The sequence below is a fragment of the Planktothrix sp. FACHB-1365 genome, from assembly GCF_014697575.1.
GTDB lineage: Bacteria > Cyanobacteriota > Cyanobacteriia > Cyanobacteriales > Microcoleaceae > Planktothrix.
The window spans coordinates 78862-95106 of the sequence record NZ_JACJSC010000014.1; the positions used below are offsets into that span (position 1 = coordinate 78862).

The 16245-nt window shown below is 36.3% G+C and carries 14 protein-coding genes; 9 read left to right on the forward strand and 5 right to left on the reverse strand.

Annotation, left to right across the window (positions count from 1 at the left end):
- The first annotated feature begins 383 nt into the window (after positions 1–383).
- The 3 genes from H6G57_RS16270 to H6G57_RS16280 all read left to right on the forward strand — a co-directional run bounded on the left by H6G57_RS16270 (position 384) and on the right by H6G57_RS16280 (position 1330).
- Positions 384–854, forward strand: coding sequence for a photosystem I reaction center protein subunit XI (locus H6G57_RS16270; protein WP_190520321.1), 471 nt, complete (start codon positions 384–386; stop codon positions 852–854).
- Between the two features lie 54 nt (positions 855–908).
- Positions 909–1025 carry a photosystem I reaction center subunit VIII gene (locus tag H6G57_RS16275; protein ID WP_190520322.1) on the forward strand — a complete coding sequence of 39 codons (117 nt, stop codon included), beginning with the start codon at positions 909–911 and terminating at the stop codon, positions 1023–1025.
- Positions 1026–1117: 92 nt separating this feature from the next.
- On the forward strand, positions 1118–1330 hold the full coding sequence (locus H6G57_RS16280) for a hypothetical protein (protein ID WP_190520324.1): 213 nt from the start codon (positions 1118–1120) through the stop codon (positions 1328–1330).
- 58 nt (positions 1331–1388) lie between these two features.
- Here the strand turns inward: H6G57_RS16280 and H6G57_RS16285 are convergent, their stop codons facing one another.
- Positions 1389–2732 carry a peptidylprolyl isomerase gene (locus tag H6G57_RS16285; RefSeq protein ID WP_190520326.1) on the reverse strand — a complete coding sequence of 448 codons (1344 nt, stop codon included), beginning with the start codon at positions 2730–2732 and terminating at the stop codon, positions 1389–1391.
- 199 nt (positions 2733–2931) lie between these two features.
- Between H6G57_RS16285 and H6G57_RS16290 the strand changes: the two genes are divergently transcribed.
- Positions 2932–3483, forward strand: coding sequence for a peroxiredoxin (locus H6G57_RS16290; protein WP_190520328.1), 552 nt, complete (start codon positions 2932–2934; stop codon positions 3481–3483).
- A gap of 61 nt (positions 3484–3544) precedes the next feature.
- Here H6G57_RS16290 and H6G57_RS16295 read toward each other — a convergent pair whose 3' ends face one another.
- A complete protein-coding gene (locus H6G57_RS16295; protein ID WP_190520330.1) occupies positions 3545–3748 on the reverse strand; it encodes a DUF751 family protein in 204 nt (67 codons plus the stop codon).
- An 85-nt stretch (positions 3749–3833) separates the two neighbouring features.
- On the opposite strand from H6G57_RS16295, the gene H6G57_RS16300 reads away from it, so the two are divergent.
- The 3 genes from H6G57_RS16300 (at position 3834) to H6G57_RS16310 (ending at position 5209) form a co-directional block, all read left to right on the forward strand.
- The gene (locus tag H6G57_RS16300; protein WP_199314344.1) at positions 3834–4034 is read left to right on the forward strand and encodes a MarR family winged helix-turn-helix transcriptional regulator; all 201 of its coding nucleotides are present in this window, start codon (positions 3834–3836) and stop codon (positions 4032–4034) included.
- A 114-nt stretch (positions 4035–4148) separates the two neighbouring features.
- Complete coding sequence (locus tag H6G57_RS16305) at positions 4149–4856, forward strand: response regulator transcription factor (protein WP_072717605.1); 708 nt, start codon at positions 4149–4151, stop codon at positions 4854–4856.
- A gap of 98 nt (positions 4857–4954) precedes the next feature.
- On the forward strand, positions 4955–5209 hold the full coding sequence (locus H6G57_RS16310; RefSeq protein WP_190520332.1) for a hypothetical protein: 255 nt from the start codon (positions 4955–4957) through the stop codon (positions 5207–5209).
- 177 nt (positions 5210–5386) lie between these two features.
- Here the strand turns inward: H6G57_RS16310 and H6G57_RS16315 are convergent, their stop codons facing one another.
- The 3 genes from H6G57_RS16315 to rlmN all read right to left on the reverse strand — a co-directional run bounded on the left by H6G57_RS16315 (position 5387) and on the right by rlmN (position 9231).
- The gene (locus tag H6G57_RS16315) at positions 5387–6496 is read right to left on the reverse strand and encodes a transposase (protein ID WP_242048996.1); all 1110 of its coding nucleotides are present in this window, start codon (positions 6494–6496) and stop codon (positions 5387–5389) included.
- 175 nt (positions 6497–6671) lie between these two features.
- The gene (locus tag H6G57_RS16320) at positions 6672–8162 is read right to left on the reverse strand and encodes an NAD(P)/FAD-dependent oxidoreductase (protein WP_190520334.1); all 1491 of its coding nucleotides are present in this window, start codon (positions 8160–8162) and stop codon (positions 6672–6674) included.
- Positions 8163–8199: 37 nt separating this feature from the next.
- The gene (gene rlmN / locus H6G57_RS16325) at positions 8200–9231 is read right to left on the reverse strand and encodes a 23S rRNA (adenine(2503)-C(2))-methyltransferase RlmN (RefSeq protein ID WP_190520336.1); all 1032 of its coding nucleotides are present in this window, start codon (positions 9229–9231) and stop codon (positions 8200–8202) included.
- A gap of 187 nt (positions 9232–9418) precedes the next feature.
- Between rlmN and H6G57_RS16330 the strand changes: the two genes are divergently transcribed.
- Both H6G57_RS16330 and H6G57_RS16335 read left to right on the forward strand, forming a co-directional pair.
- Complete coding sequence (locus H6G57_RS16330) at positions 9419–12547, forward strand: hypothetical protein (protein WP_190520337.1); 3129 nt, start codon at positions 9419–9421, stop codon at positions 12545–12547.
- The gene (locus H6G57_RS16335; RefSeq protein WP_190520339.1) at positions 12537–16235 is read left to right on the forward strand and encodes a helicase-related protein; all 3699 of its coding nucleotides are present in this window, start codon (positions 12537–12539) and stop codon (positions 16233–16235) included. Before H6G57_RS16330 ends, H6G57_RS16335 begins: the two co-directional genes overlap by 11 nt.
- Positions 16236–16245 lie beyond the last annotated feature (10 nt).

Genomic DNA, 16245 nt, shown 5'->3' on the forward strand with positions numbered 1-16245 from the left:
CTCAAAAGCACTGTTTTACCCCTCGTAAAACTGTTTAACTTTTAAGTTCCAGAGCAACAGACTAGCTACGCATCTATTGGTGGGTTCTTGAACACTTGCCGATAACGTAGCCGCTAGGCTCAGGCTGGTCAGCTATCCAAAGTTAGAGGCATGAAGCCCCGTCTCTTTAGAGCGGGGTGCTGACAATCTTAGTGGGTTGATAACTCGCTTAAATCTTAACTTGTTTTCACCGTGAGACACCCAACGGCGGAAGTGATCCCCCCCAGATGTGAACTTTTTTGAAGCTTATGCTGATTTCTGTAACGAGATTGCCTATCCCTGCGTAAAATATGAGCTTAATAACTGCGACAAGTTCTTCAATTATTAGAGGAGAAAGAAACCCCATGGCAGAATTGATTAAACCCTATAACGGTGATCCGTTTGTCGGCAATTTGTCCACTCCGATTAGCGATTCGGATTTTACCCGTGCATTTATTGGGAATTTACCTGCTTATCGTAAAGGCTTATCTCCTTTACTGCGAGGCTTGGAAGTCGGCATGGCTCATGGTTACTTTTTGGCGGGGCCTTGGATCAAGTTTGGGCCATTACGCGATCATGCGACCGCCGCTAACTTAGGGGGATTAATCAGTGCGATCACCTTAATTCTAATTGCCACGATTTGTTTATCTGCCTACGGATTGGTTACTTTCCAAAAAGGCGGTTCAGAAACTGATTCTCTGCAAACCTCTGAAGGTTGGAGTCAGTTTGCTGGCGGTTTCTTCGTCGGTGCAATGGGTGGAGCTTTTGTTGCCTTCTTCCTGCTGGAAAACTTTGGCATAGTTGATGCGATTTTCCGCGGCCTTGTCAATAGCTAATTTCACTTTTTGCCAAACTTGACAACTTTCTAACATTCAATAGGAGAATTTGATATGACCGGAGCATACGCAGCTTCTTTTTTACCTTGGATTTTAATTCCTGTGGTTTGCTGGTTAATGCCAGTTGTGGTAATGGGTTTATTATTCATCCACATTGAAAGCGACGCCTAGATTTTACCGTTGAGTCGCTCCAATTCTCCACCCTAGGGTGGGGATTTTTTTTTGTTAATTTAAAAAGAAACCGGATTTTTCACCTTCCGTTTATGTCCCCAACCGACGCCCCTAAACCTCAACCTGCTCCAGCAAAGCCCCCTGAAGATAAAAAACCGCCTCCTCCACAATCTCCAGACTGGGGAACATTAGGAGCTTTAATTCTGGCCTTATTTATCTTAATTATCGTGGTGGGAAATGCAACTGGATTTGGAGATAGTCAAAATCGACCCTTGACGGATTCTAGTTTTGAGCAAACGGATTAACAATTTCTGTCAGGGGTGAGTGTATCAGCTTGGCACACTCACCCTAACTGCGGAATCCTTAACCAATTGTTAATGCTAAATCTGTAGGAGAGGTAATCACAATTCCCGTTTGTACAACACTCGGTTGAACATTTTTGACAACGCCTAAAATGCCAGAATTAGCCACACGAATCACCGTGTCATTTCCTGAAGCACTAAAACTTAAATTAGCCAAAGGAATGGTATCAAGGATGTGAATTTTATCCCCTTCTGCAACATTGAAGTCTGTAATGATATCGGCTAAATTAACATCAAAAACTTTTGTCGCTTCATCCCCTCGCAACATAAAAATATCAGCCCCCCCTTCTCCGGTTAAAGTATCTGTTCCTAAATCTCCGATTAGAAAATCATTGCCCTCATTTCCATTTAAACTATCATTATCCTGTCCCCCTCGCAGAAAATCTGAACCAGCCCCTCCAAAAATTGTATCATTTCCTCGATTTCCATTCAAAATATCATCCCCTTTCCCTCCGGTCAAACTATCATTATCTCTTCCCCCAAAAATATAATCATTTCCATCATTTCCATTAAGAGAATCGTTCCCTTGATTTCCATTAATAACATCTTGTCCGATGGAACCTGTCACCAGATCATTCCCCCCTCCAGTTAATAATCCTCGTGGATTATTTTGGGTAATTTCTGGGGTCATTGTGATCACATTATCAATATCCAGATTACGAGGATAGGCATAACTTAAAGGCAGACTCGCACGATTGATGGTATTAATAAATGCGTTGAGAATATTGACATCGTTAATCACTCCAGAAACACGACTCGGTATAATTCCATCAACCACTTCTGCGTCTATAAGTCTATTCCCTTGTCGAATTTGTGTGACGATATCAAACCCTTGAACAACGTTTCCAAATACGGCATACCTCCCATCTAAATTGGTGGAATTATCCACTAAATTAATATAGAATTGTGAAGAAGCTGTATCGGTTCCTTGAGACCGCGCCATAGCAATTGAACCCTGTACATTACTTAATACAGGAGGAACGGTAATTCCTGCTTCTTGAAAAGTTTGGCTATAAAGAGGTTCTGTAGCCCCTTGGGGTTTAATTTCTAAGGGAATATTTCGGACTTGACCTGTGGTTGGGTCAATAAAACCGCCACTTCCTAAAGTATTGGGATCAACATTCGGATCTTTACTTTGGGGGTCGCCACCTTGAACAACAAACGGCTGGGGTTCTAAAACAACACGATGAAAGATGGTGTTATCGTAAACATCTCGTTCAACTAAATCGACAAAATTTCCAGCCGTTAGGGGGGCATTTGCACCATCAACTTGAATGGTAATGGGTAAACCTTCAACCACCATAATCACGGTAGCAGAACTGGTTAATTGGGGTTGATCAGCCATAATAAAATAATGAGTTAAAGTGTCTAAACTGCTCTGAAAAATAAGGCAAAATTAACCTGATTTTCTCTTGATATTTTACAAGAAAAATTGCTCTTTCAGTTAAAGATTGCCAAGATTGAGACTTTTAAATGCAAAATTAAGTTCCAGGGATTCGTCAGATTGTGTAAACTTATGTAAAGAGTTATGATCATCCCGAACTATGATATCCCGTCGTTTATTTTTCATTTTCCTTTTATCTATAGGTTTAGCGGTTTTTAGTTTGAACTGCACTTCGCCGGCTTGGGCGTTAGGAGGGAAACTTCCCAACTTAAATCAACCGGCTCCTCATTTTACCTTACCCACCAATAGTGGAGACGGAAAAATTTCTTTATCAGATTATCATGGACAATGGGTAGTTCTCTATTTTTACCCGAAAGATTTTACCTCTGGCTGTACTTTAGAAGCCCGTCGTTTTCAACAGGACTTACCTAAATATTTCGCTAAAAATACACAAATTTTAGGGGTAAGTGCTGATGATATTCAATCCCATGCTGAGTTTTGTGACTCTGAGGGGTTAAAATTTCCTTTGCTGGCAGATGTTGATGGAACTGTCAGTAAAGCCTATGGTTCTTGGCTGAATTTTATCTCAATGCGTCATACTTTTATTATCGATCCTGATGGAATTTTAAGAGAAACATTTCTAGGCGTTAATCCAGCCATCCATAGTCAAGAAGTCTTAGCCCGTTTGAATGAATTACAACAAAAAATTTAGTTAAAATTAAAAAGGGAGGGAAAAAATATCCCGCCCTTTTTGTTTAAAAATTCTTCATTTTTTAAACCGGGTTTAAGCCTAACATTGCGCGTAAGGTAAAAAAGGTAAAGGCAAAAACACTAAACAGTAAACCCACGAGGGCAATTGCTGTTACCGGACGATTTAAAAGGGGTTTTAGGCGTTCAAACAGGAAAAAGAAAATTCCCAGGGTGAAGGTAATAAAATAACGGGGATAGCGAGAAATGTTTTGAAAAAAGTCTTGCATTGTCGGGGTTGGAATTAACTTCAGATTAAAGGTTTTCCTAGTTTAACAGATTAAGTCCTGTACTGGGTTTGGGGATTAGGGAGGGTTGACAGCCCTTGAGGGACGTGATATTAATGGCGATCAAGGGATGGGTTTGGCTGCTGTAGCAAAGGGTTTAGCCGTCACCCCAGCAACTGCGAGTGATGCGGTGCGGGTATTGGATGAAAAAGGTTTGGTACAAAAAGTGCGATCGCCCCAGGATGGACGAGCCATCACGATTGCTGGATGCGGTAGGAAAACTATCTAAACTAAAGCAAACCGTTTTCTTGTTTTTAGATAAAGAGGTTAAAACAAGATCATTGAATTAGGGATTACACTTATTTTTAGTGATCGTGTAAATTCTTTAATTTTTCTTTAATTTATGGATATTTTAATTGTTGAGGATGAACCTGAAATTGCTCGATTAATTCAGCACACTTTAGAAGCTGAAGGATTTTCTTGTCAAATTGCGAATAATGGATTAGCTGCTTTACAAAAATTTCAAGAATTGCAACCGGATTTAATCATCTTAGATTTAATGATTCCGGGGTTAGATGGGTTAGAAGTTTGTGCTAGAATTCGCCAAAAACCCGGACAAAAAGATCCGTATATTTTAATGTTAACGGCTAAAGGAGAAGAACTGGATCGAATTATTGGTTTATCAACCGGGGCGGATGATTATTTTGTAAAACCCTTTAGTCCGAGGGAATTAGTAGCTAGAGTCAGAGCTTTATTAAGACGAAGTTTGCGCCAAGGGGGTCAACAAAATCAAATGTATCAAACCCCCCATTTTTTAGTGGATTTAGATCAAAGAAGCGCCAGCCGTCAATTAGAATCAGGGGATACGGAAAATTTAGATTTAACTACTTTAGAGTTTAATTTATTATCTACATTTCTAAGTTATCCGGGTCGGGTTTGGAGTCGTACCCAACTGATTGATAAACTTTGGGGGGATGATTTTTTTGGCGATGAACGGGTTGTCGATACCCATGTCGCCAGACTGCGTAAAAAAATTGAACCTGACCCCTCCCACCCCAGTTTTATTAAAACTGTCACGGGGGTAGGATATAAATTTGAAGATGCCAATTAAGCGCAAATTCAGCTAAAATAACTCAACCTTCTCTCGGAAGATGGAGTGATTTTAGGCAAAGTTAAGTTATAATGTTATTAGGATTAAACGTTTTAACAATGAGTCAAGCAAAACCCCTCACCGACCTAGAATTAATTGATTGTGCAAAAGCTAATGCTAAACAAGGCGTTGCTAATGCGGCTAAACTCTCTGGTTATGGCGATGATGTGGATCAGTTTATGGATGCACTTCAAAGCGCCTGTCAACGAATTGGAGTTAATATTGATTCTTTATCCGATTTAATTACAGAACAGCAACAAATGAGACAAATACCAGGATTAGAAATTGCTCCTGACTCAGAATCGAGTTTTTGACATCCGCCCCAGGGTGAACGCACGGGGATTCCATCTATTTTAGCAGATCAAATATTGACAACTGCTTAAATATTGGACGGGTTGACGCTTCACTGAGATGCGCTTTCTTGACAGAAAGTCTGACCTTCTCTCCACATCCGTTTAAAGTCTCCGAAAGCCCTCCGGCGACCTTGATATTCATTGCGGCGTTAATATCTCGATGCGCCAGCAGGCGCGGCTAGCGCCATCATGAGAAGTACCACAATTTAAACAAATCCATTCTCTAATATTTAACTTTTTTTTGCCACCGCGAAAACCGCAGCAAGAACAAGTTTGAGAGGTTGGAATCCATCTATCAATGACACGAAAATCACGTCCGTACATAACAGACTTAGCTTCTAGCATTGTTCTAAAATACTGCCAACCTAAATCTGAAATAGCACGGGCTAATTTCCGGTTTTTCATCATCCCTGAAACGTTTAAGTCTTCCAAGACTATCGTTTGATTTTCACGAATAATCCGGGTTGACAATTGATGAAGGAAATCATTTCTGGTATCAGAAATCTTAGCATGAAGTTTAGCTAGTTTCTTTCTAGCAACTTCTCTTCGTTTACTGCCTTTCTGTTTTCTTGACAAATTCCGTTGTAATCTTCTTAAACGCTTTAATTGTTTCTTTAAAGGTTTAGGAGATTTAACTTTTTCACCGTTGCTCAATGTGGCAAAATCGGTGATCCCTAAATCAATTCCTACAGAATTTTGGTTTTCAGGTAAGGGTTGAGGATTAAACTCAACGACAAAACTCACAAAATACCTATCAGCACTATCCTTAATCAAGGTAGTGCTGGAAGGGACTGCGGGTAATTCTCTACTCCAGACTACTTTAATATCACCGATTTTAGCGATGTAAATGTAATCTGAATTAGGGTAGAGTTTAAAACCGTTATCCATAAATCTAGCGGATTGCTTAGATTTACGTTTTTTAAATTTAGGAGGTTTAACTTTCTTGCCTTTCCTTTGTCCTTTACAGGATTTGAAAAAGTTGGAGTAAGCTTGTTCTAAATCTCTTAAAGACTGTTGCAAGGGAATAGAAGAAACTTCTGTTAACCATTGCTTTTCAGTTGTCTTTTTGAGGTCTGTTAGCCTTTTAGAAAGTTCCTTGCTATTAGGTTTTTTGTTACCTGCACGGTATTGTTCTTGACAGTAAGCCAAGGCATCGTTAAAAACCACCCGACAACAGCCAAATAGTTGAGATATTAGCCTCTTTTGTTGGTCTGTTGGGTAGATTCTGTATCGATATCTTAGCTTCATGCTATAAAATTATATTGGTCTGCATTAACTATAGCCAGGAGTCCAGTAGATGTCAACCCTATAGATATGAGAAAACAAATTCATATTATTTATTAAGATTTCGTATAAAATCTTAATAAAGTTCTTCATGGGAACAGAGTCAAGACTTACGCACAAGACCTAAGAAACCAGGTTTCTAACCTGATGCTTTAAGCTGTTGAATAATATCCTGAAAATTTCTTCCATAAACCGCTTGGTTATATTCCAATAATTGTGTTTCTGACCATTCCAATCGTTCTAAGGTTGCTTGTTGAATTTTAGCCATAAAAGGACGGCGAAATTCTTCGTAGGTTTGAAAACATTGTGTGATTTTATCAGAATAATTCCAATGATTATTGTTAGCTAATTCCTCAAGTAAAGTAACCATTACTAAAGCATCTTCAAATCCCTGATTAACGCCTTGAGCCGCAAAAGGCGGCATTCCATGAATAGCATCCCCGACTAATACCACTCGTCCTTGACTCCAAAAGGGTTGCATTTCTACATGAGAATCAGGAGCATAAAGATGAGCAGATGAGGGAAATTTGAGTTGATTAGAAATTATAACTCGATGAATATAATAGGGACGTTTGTATAGGGTTTCCAAGGAAGATAAACCCACTAACTGTTGAAGACTATCGGGGAAATGGGCTTTTTTTAAATCGGTTATGGCTAAATTAATTAATGAATTTCCTGAACTTTTTTCCAGAGTCTCTAAAGGTAAAGCAGCATGGAGAAGATAGCCGATTTCACCCGTTGGTCTATTGAGCAAAATCATTCTAGGTTTGTCTAAACCCTGACAATTTGGAGTAATTTTATCCTGAATTAGGGTAACAATTCGACAATCAGAAAAGAAGGTTTCTTCTAGTTCTGTTCTTAACGATTGGGGAATGTCAGTGATGTGTGTACATCCAATCGCCGAAAACCCAGAATATTCAGGTTTGGCGACAGGTTGGTAGGGTGTATTTTTATATAAAACTTGACGAATCCTAGAGTTAATTCCATCCGCAGCTATCACAATTTTAGCTCGAAATGATTGAAGTTGAAAAGAGGGGTTTAACGGTTCTAAATCTTGAGAAATAAGAGGATTTTGAGGCTGTTCTTGTTCCCAATGAGCATAGGGATTTGCTTCGATTTCTCGATCACAAATACAGTCTATTCTAACACAGCCTAATTCGGGTTCATCTACTACATTAACACAACGATGATTGACTTTAACTAGATTGTCAGGAAGCAAGTTTCTTAAACAGGTTTGTAACTCATACCAAGCCATAGAAACTCGACCTTCTCCATAGAGATTGAACCAATGTTCAAAACTTAAGGGAATTGCTGAAATCCGTTCTCCGTTGGTATTTTTTTGTACCCATTCTGGCGAAATTTTAGGCTGATTATTGGGACTAAAATTTGCAGGAGAAAACCTGATTCCGCCTGTTGTTATGGCTTCATAAGCTTGAGTTTGAATACAATTTAAGGCTTTTAAACCATTAGGAAGAAGATCTAAAACTTGACCCACCGGACGAAAATTATGAGTTTGATCAATGACTAAAATATTGTGAATTCCTCGTTGACGCAAACCGAGTGCTGTTGCTAATCCAACTGGCCCAGCACCGACAATCAAAACATCATAAATTTCAGTAGAATTTACCATTTTTCTCTCTTGTTAATGTTTTTTAATAAGAACAATTTTACACCTTAGAAGCGCGTAATTGTCCACAAGCTGCATCTGCTTCTAAGCCTCTGGAATAACGCACGCTCACCGCTATATTACGCTGTTTTAGGATATCCATAAACTGATTAATTCGTTGGGTATCCGGTCGTTTATAGTCAACTTCTTGAATGGGGTTATAGGGAATTAAATTAACATGACTTTGAAACCCTCTTAATTGACTCGCTAATTCAATAGCGTGTTCGGGTAAATCATTTAATCCCGCTAAGAGAATATATTCAAAACTGATTCTTCTTCCGGTTAATTTTACATAGTCTCGACATTCAGCAAATAATTGAGATAGGGGATAGGTTTTGGCGCTGGGGATTAATTCTTCTCGAATATTTTGATAGGAAGCGTGTAAACTAACGGCTAATGTGACTTGTAAATCATACTCGGCTAATTCTCGAATTTTTCCTCGTAAACCCACCGTAGAAACCGTCATCATTCGTTGTCCAATTCCCACATCTTGATTGAGGGATTTAATCGCCGCAACGACATTATTAATATTTAATAAGGGTTCTCCCATTCCCATAAATACAATATGACTGACTCGCCGTTGAAAATCTTCCTGGACGGTTAACACTTGATCAATAATTTCATAGGCTTCTAAATTGCGGGTAAAACCGCCTTTTCCCGTCGCACAAAAATCGCACGCCATCGGACAACCAACTTGGGAAGATACACAAACTGTTAAGCGTTTTTCGGTGGGAATTCCAACGGTTTCAATAATTTGATCATCGGCTAATTTTAATAAATATTTAATGGTTTTATCGGGAGCGATCGCTTTATAATGAATATTAGATCGACCAATCTCAACATTACCAACGGTCTCGCGCCATTGTTTCGGAAATACGGTAATTTCTCCTAAAGATTTCGCCCCTTTCTGATAAATCCAATCATATAATTGCTTACCTCGATAAGCAGGTTGTCCCTGTTGTTGTACCCAGTCGGTGAGTTGTTCTAAAGATGACCCTAATAGGGGAGTTGATGTCGAGTTTACAGTGATCATAACCGTTAATAATAAAAGGTAGGGGTGAAAATTAATCAAACCCAAAAGAAAGGGTTAGCCAAGAAGTTAACCTCTATTCTATATTATATCTAATTTGTTAATCGTTTTTCTGTTAATTTAGACTTTACAGTTCCCACAAGAGATAGTAATATAGATACAGATTTTATAATGATGACATTTTTTGAGAATGAGCGATCAACACACTCTTAAAGAAAACTCCGATCCCCTAGCTCAATTAGATTATATTCCGTTATTGGACTTAATTCTCCAAGAACTCAAGAATAATTTCCCTATTTTTCAACTTTCTCCCGATCAAAATCGTCTTCTAATTGATGCGTATCGTCTAGCTTATAAATTAGCGACTCAAAACCAAAACCTCAATCCTTTAACTCAAACCACAGGAATTCGGGCGGCTACAGTTAATTTTAAATCAGATAGTCATTTTTATGCTAAAATTAAAGAAATTCACAGTTTATTAAAACAACGGTTAAACCAAGCCTGTAAACATCAAGAACCTCAAGAAATTCTCCGAAATATTTGTCAAAATATTACTGAATTTGATAGCGATAAAGCCTCCCTCCCTTTTCAATATCCTTTGAAAAAAAACTACTCTTTTAATTCCCAACGATTAATCATAGAAAATAGTTTTACACCGAATCGTAGTCCCGGCGGTGATTCCATTATTAAAGCCCATCATTTGAATGTTCGGTTTACAGGCTTAGGCAATTTTGAGCAACATTTATCAGAAAATATTAAACGTTATATTGAAACGATTACTGAGGATAACTCTAGGGAAAGACAGGAACTCAATGCGTTACTGAATGAATTATCATCTCGACCCAACTCCAGTTTATTTAAACTCAAAAGTATTATTGATATCGAAGCATTACCCCGTCTGCTGCGAGATCTAAAAATCGATTATTTAGAATACTTAAAGCAAGGATGGAAAAGCACTCATTCAGGTTCAGAGTCTCCTGAATTAAATTTTTTACAAGCTTTGATTAACCGTTTAAAAATTGTCATTCAATATATTAATAATCCCGATTTAGATAATGCTCATTACGAAGTCACTTATTTAGGAGAAACTGTTAATTTAAGAACGGCTTTTTCCCAAGCGGATGCTTTTGATATTTTACCGATTATTCCTGATTATGAAGGAGTTATTGGAGAAAGTTATAATCGCAACAATGATAATTTTAAAGAATTTAATTTAGGGGTGCGTTTAAAACTGAATGGTGCGGTTAATGCCTATCAGGAAAAATCCTCCTTAGATTATCATATCACAGAAATTGATCCCACCAGTCCTCGACATCGAGAAACCTTACAAAATACAGGAAAAGCAAAAAGTTTTAAAAGTAGAGTCTTAAGAACTGCTTGTCTTTATTATCTGATTTTTGCTGTTGATGAAACCGGAGAAATACCCGATGAGGATTATAACCCGATTTCTGCATTTGAACAGAACGTTTTAAGGATTTTTCAATCTCATACTTCAACCCAGGAAGATATCAACGATCTTTTGTTAACCATTAAAACTAAAATCGCTAATTCGTCTTGGAACGTCAGCCAAAAATTGAATCGATTAAAAATATTTTTACAGAGTTTCCTGAAACAAAAAAGCGTTCTTACCTATTCCCCTAAAACTGTTAAGTTGCGTCTACATCGAGACTTATTACAATCTAAAGCCACGGATATTATTAATGATCAAAACTTTTTTGTAATTAATTTAGAAAATACTGATCCTATTCGTTCAAAAGCATCTGCTAGAGAAGCATTAGCCTATTTAGAAGTTCAAGAGAATCAACTTAGTGAAAACTCCTTAGCTTCCCTAGAAGTAACGTTCAATTTTAATGATATTCGTTATTTTACCTTGGCGGAAAAACAACAATTCGCCCTTAGATATAATATAGATGAAATTCAAGCGTTACCTGTGGTATTTTATCCTATTCGACCTTTTAAAGCTCAAGAAAATCCCCAAGCTGGAGAAAAGTTTAAAGCTCATCATATCTATGAAAACCATTTCAAAAATCAAAAAATTATTGCTGTTTATTATAACATTAAAGAACTGAAAGAAACTATCTTTAACAATATTCAATCTCCCGCAGCCCGAATCTACCGTCAAGTATTTAGTTTATTAACTTACTTGTGTATTAATATTTGTCAAAATACCCTCAAAGATGAAAATTTATTTATTCCCATTTTCCGATTTCACCTAAAATCCCTAGAAGATAATAGCGAAGATGAAAAATACTTAAATAGTCTAACTCGATCTTTAACTCATATTTTACGACGAGATTGTTTAGCTAATGATCAAGGATTAAATGTTGCTGATCCTGAAGGTTTTGACTTTCGAGTCAAAAATGCCTTATCTTCCCTCTATTCTCTGCTTCCCAAACGGTTTAAATTTAAAAGTGATTTCAAACCTCAATTGGATAAATTAGCAATTATTGTTGTTTCCAGTTGGTTGAGTGATGCAATTTGGAATGAACCCGATCAAACCCATCGGATTTCTAATATTTATGGTGAGATTGTTTTAATTGAAAAAGATCCGAATACCAACGATGTGATTCAGATTAATAACTTTAGAACCTTTTCTGATAATCAAAAGCATGAAGAATTGTATCAAAAACCCAGCGTGATTCGGGATGCGATCACAACATTGTATGAACAACAAGGATATCGACACTTTTTATATATTGCGAAAGCACCCTATAGTAGACGTTTAGGCTTAATTCAATCAGAAACTGATCCCGATTCTTTATTTTTTATGTCGGAAACCGTGATTCAATATCTCAAAAAAGATAAACCAGAAATTAAACTGTATCCTGTGTTTATGGATACCTACCCCGCCTTAAATTTGAAAGACAAAAATGTAGACTCTTTCTATATTCCTGATGTTGAAGAATTGAAGAAATTGTCAAATGATCCCAGTCAAAGAACAAAAGTATTTTTAAATTTATTTACAGGAGTAACAATTGATCCCAAGAAATCATTTTTTAATAGTGTTGTTTGTTATAGCACTTTGTTAAATATTTATGATGATGCTCATACAAAAGATATTATCTCAGGGTTATTAGACTCAGAATCTCCTCTACAACAAACGATTTTAAACTATATTCTATTGTTTCATTTTTCCCGCTATGAAAAAAGTTATGAATTCCAAAAAAATAATATTATGTTAAAACTAAATCCCTATGATCAACTCATCGGAGATCAAGGAATTGGAACGATTTCGACCTTTGCTTACTCAGAAAAAAATATTAAATTTAATACTTTAGCCTTTTTAACCCATGTCAGGAGTGCAATTTATGAGTCATAAATTAGGAATAGAATTAGGTCGAGTCTTTGAAATTGGGTTTAACCTGGGGATTTTGACTTATTTTAAGCAAACTCAATTAAAACAATCCTACGGGGACATTTATCGAACTCCCCTCAGCCAATTATATTTATATCAAATCAGTCAAAAACTTGCAAATGAAAATTGTATTTTAGATCAAGCGGATCGAAATACAATTGCGATTTGGGTGAAACTGTTTTTACAAAAAGGCTGGACATCAGGAGTCAGTTTTATTCGAGAATATCGAGAAGCAACGGGATGGAGATATCCGCAAGAAATCGAGATTCTCTATTTTCAATGTGATTTTTATAATAATAACTGCTTTAATCTGATTGAAAAAAGTGAAGCCGATGCTTATCGAGAAATTTTAGAAACTCAAGGGTTTAAAAATGTTGATATTTCTCGATATAAACAGACTGGGGAATTTTTAAAAGCCGATACCTTATTATTAACACGTTGTTTTGACGAATATCGAATTTTAGTGGTAGATTTGTCCACGTTTACGACTTCCGCTATTTATTCCATTCAAAATATTAAAAATATTGAGACCCTCAAAGATCTCTTAAAACAAGAGTTAAACTATATTCGATCTAAATCTCGGTTTTGTGGATTGGAAATTGATACGGGATCGTCGGAAAATTACAAGGTTTATTCTCAAAAACTAGAACGCTATTTTTCTGCTTTTGCGACGAAGGATAAAGAAGCTGTGAAAGTCATTCAAGCTTGTAGTTATGCTTGGAGTTTTTATCAGTTTCTCTTAGACGAACAGTATTTAAAATCGGATGATCCGGTCAAATTTAATTGTTTTGGATATAGCGATCGCCTGATTAATGGAATTTCTTTAAATACGGATGAAAAACCAGGTAAAGAATCCTTAAATATTTTAAAAACCTGTCATAAAATTTATCAAAATAAAGGAAATTCAGAAATTAGAGAAAACCGCAAAAAGGTGTTAAAGGTGATTCAGAGTAACGCCGCCAGAAGCTTTAAAAATGGAGGTGAATTTGTTGATCAAATTCTTCAAGCAAAACCTAATGTGATTACAGCCATTCATCATCAAGAAGTGTTAAATGTGGCGGAATCAGATTTTTTTAATACCGCCGATCAGATTTCTAATTCGTTACAGCGATCGCTCAATTTAACTCAATCTAACTTATCGTTAAGAGATGCTCATGCGGCGTTAATTCAGCGATCGCTTTCTGACCCAATAATCTCTTATTTATTCCTCACAGGAAACCCAGGAATCGGTAAAACTACTGCTATTGCTAACTATATTTTAAACCATTTAGAAGACGGAACACTATTATTTTATGTCAGTCCTCGGATTCAAGTCAATCGGGATATTGTGGAAAAATTTAGAGACCCTTCAACCCAAAAGTTAAAATCTGATCAGATTATTTGTTTAAATACCAATGCGATGATTTTAAAGGGACAAAAAGGCGGTTGTGCGGTTGAATATGATTATAATCAATTATCGGAAGATTTCAAACGCGGAAAAGTTGAATTTTTAAATGCTCATTTAGAACGAGACTATCATTTAAATTGTTCTCAGAGAATTAATCAAATTTCTGAACAGCTATTAGAATTTAAACCGCGAAATCAAGCAGGCGTTTTAGCGAGTTTATCGGAAGCCATTCATACTTGTTTAATTCATCCCGATCAATTTCCCAATAATATCATTGCGACCGCATCAATTCAATCGTTAAAAGAAACAAAATCAGGAAATACCTTAGAACATTTAAAGGGAATTTTTAGCAGTGTTTATAATTCTTCTAAAAAACCCCCTGGTGTGATTCCTGAAAAAATGAAAGCACTTTCCCAACGGTTAAAAAATATTTTTATTATGATTGATGAAATTACCGGATCATCGGAAGGGGTTGCTTTTTTACATGGAATTATAAATTTTATTAAGGAATATGACTTATTAAATCCTGACTATGGGTTTAATATCAAAGTGATTACTGCGGATGCTTCTTTAACCTTAAAGGATGTGGTTGAAAGTCATTTATCCGATCAAAATGTCCAAGGAGATAAAATTTTTGTCCGACAGGTTTCCCCTACCAAAGAACAGTGTTTATGGATCGATAACTTTAATTTTTTAAATCAATATTCAGCAACTTTAATTAATGCAAATTCCTATCCCGCTTCTCAACTAACAATAGATTATCAGGTTTTGATTCACTCAGTCAGTGACCTAGAAAATAACGAAGATGATTCAACGTTAATTAACCCAATGATTGATATCATTAAAAGTGATATTTTGCAACGGTTAAATCAAAACCAAGGTCAAATTATTGTTTATATTCAAAATAAGGAAAAACTTAAAAAACTCATTGATCTAATTACCAAGGAACTCCCTAACTTTGAGGTAAAAGAAGATTACTTAGAAATCCATGCGAGTCTTTCCGAAGATGAAATCACCAATATTCAACAATTCAAGGATAGCGTTAAGGTTATTTTTATGACGGCTTCCGCATCTCGCGGTTTATCCTTCCCGAATACACGATTTATTTTAGTGGAAATTCCAGGGTTTCAAATTGAACAAAATTTAATGGAAATTATTCAAGTGATCTATAGAGGTCGTGGGGGAAGTTTAGATCAAGGGGAAAAATTTATTAAGTTTTATCTATCAGATAAAGCCATCTATTTTACCCCTAAAGTTGATCAAGATGATCACCCTTTATCTCCAGCAGACTCTCAGGAATTAGCTAAAATTTCTTTACAAGAATCTTGTTTAAGTGCGTTGAATATTCTGATTATTTTAAAAGCATCAATTATGACTAGAATTGTGGGATCGGGTCAAATTGGATTTCAACATTATGTGATGATTCCCATTGGAGGAAAGTGGGTGAAACAAGGAGGGGATAGTTTTTTGGGCTCAATGGTAACTTTATATCAGGAAGTTGTAAAAGAATCTAAAAAGCATCGTCAAGATCAACGTTTAAAGGAGATTTACCAAGGGTTATTAAATTTATTATCTGCTCAAAAAATAGAAATTTATCGTCCTCCTGTCACCTCTAAAACTGAACAGGAAGTATCTTATTTATCTTTGGGAACGGAAATTTTATCTAAATTGGAAAAAAGTTTAGATCAATTTTTGAATCTTCCCCCCTTAGAAAAAACTTATGTGCGAGGAAGTTTATTGATTATTCCGTTATCGGAAAAAACGGTTAGGGAAATTAATTATATTGATTTATCTCGGATTTTTGCTTTAGAAAGTAGCAATTTTATTCAACAATTGCGGAGTTTAATAAAGGGAAATTCCCCCAAACAAATTAAGACACTTGTTCCTTTTGCTTTGGAATTAGCTTATAATTTAATAGAGGTTAAAGGGCGATCTCAACAAGTTATGCAAACTTCTAAAAGTTGCGATCGCTATTATGCGTTTCCCATTCAAACTTTTTTAACCTTTCCTGAATTAGAGGAATATTTTTTAAGTCATCACAAGTTGTTACCTCCCACCTTTCAGGAAATTCTAAGACACTGGGTTTATTCTCTCGCTTCTGCGGATAATATCTTACCCATTGATGCTAATTATCAAAATATTCCTTATGTTGTGTTTAATACAAACTCAATGGATAAACTCGGTAAAAATTTGTTTAACGAAAATCAACTGTTTCACTCTAAGGAAATGAATATTTTAAACTTAATTCTGTCTCAAAGTGATTAACCCTTATAAA

Bases quoted from the DNA above. Each gene is read 5' to 3' on its own strand.
- H6G57_RS16270 (WP_190520321.1), top strand. From the start codon at position 384: ATGGCAGAATTGATTAAACCCTATAACGGTGATCCGTTTGTCGGCAAT.
- H6G57_RS16275 (WP_190520322.1), top strand. From the start codon at position 909: ATGACCGGAGCATACGCAGCTTCTTTTTTACCTTGGATTTTAATTCCT.
- H6G57_RS16280 (WP_190520324.1), top strand. From the start codon at position 1,118: ATGTCCCCAACCGACGCCCCTAAACCTCAACCTGCTCCAGCAAAGCCC.
- H6G57_RS16285 (WP_190520326.1), bottom strand. From the start codon at position 2,732: ATGGCTGATCAACCCCAATTAACCAGTTCTGCTACCGTGATTATGGTG.
- H6G57_RS16290 (WP_190520328.1), top strand. From the start codon at position 2,932: ATGATATCCCGTCGTTTATTTTTCATTTTCCTTTTATCTATAGGTTTA.
- H6G57_RS16295 (WP_190520330.1), bottom strand. From the start codon at position 3,748: ATGCAAGACTTTTTTCAAAACATTTCTCGCTATCCCCGTTATTTTATT.
- H6G57_RS16305 (WP_072717605.1), top strand. From the start codon at position 4,149: ATGGATATTTTAATTGTTGAGGATGAACCTGAAATTGCTCGATTAATT.
- H6G57_RS16310 (WP_190520332.1), top strand. From the start codon at position 4,955: ATGAGTCAAGCAAAACCCCTCACCGACCTAGAATTAATTGATTGTGCA.
- H6G57_RS16315 (WP_242048996.1), bottom strand. From the start codon at position 6,496: ATGAAGCTAAGATATCGATACAGAATCTACCCAACAGACCAACAAAAG.
- H6G57_RS16320 (WP_190520334.1), bottom strand. From the start codon at position 8,162: ATGGTAAATTCTACTGAAATTTATGATGTTTTGATTGTCGGTGCTGGG.
- rlmN (WP_190520336.1), bottom strand. From the start codon at position 9,231: ATGATCACTGTAAACTCGACATCAACTCCCCTATTAGGGTCATCTTTA.
- H6G57_RS16330 (WP_190520337.1), top strand. From the start codon at position 9,419: ATGAGCGATCAACACACTCTTAAAGAAAACTCCGATCCCCTAGCTCAA.
- H6G57_RS16335 (WP_190520339.1), top strand. From the start codon at position 12,537: ATGAGTCATAAATTAGGAATAGAATTAGGTCGAGTCTTTGAAATTGGG.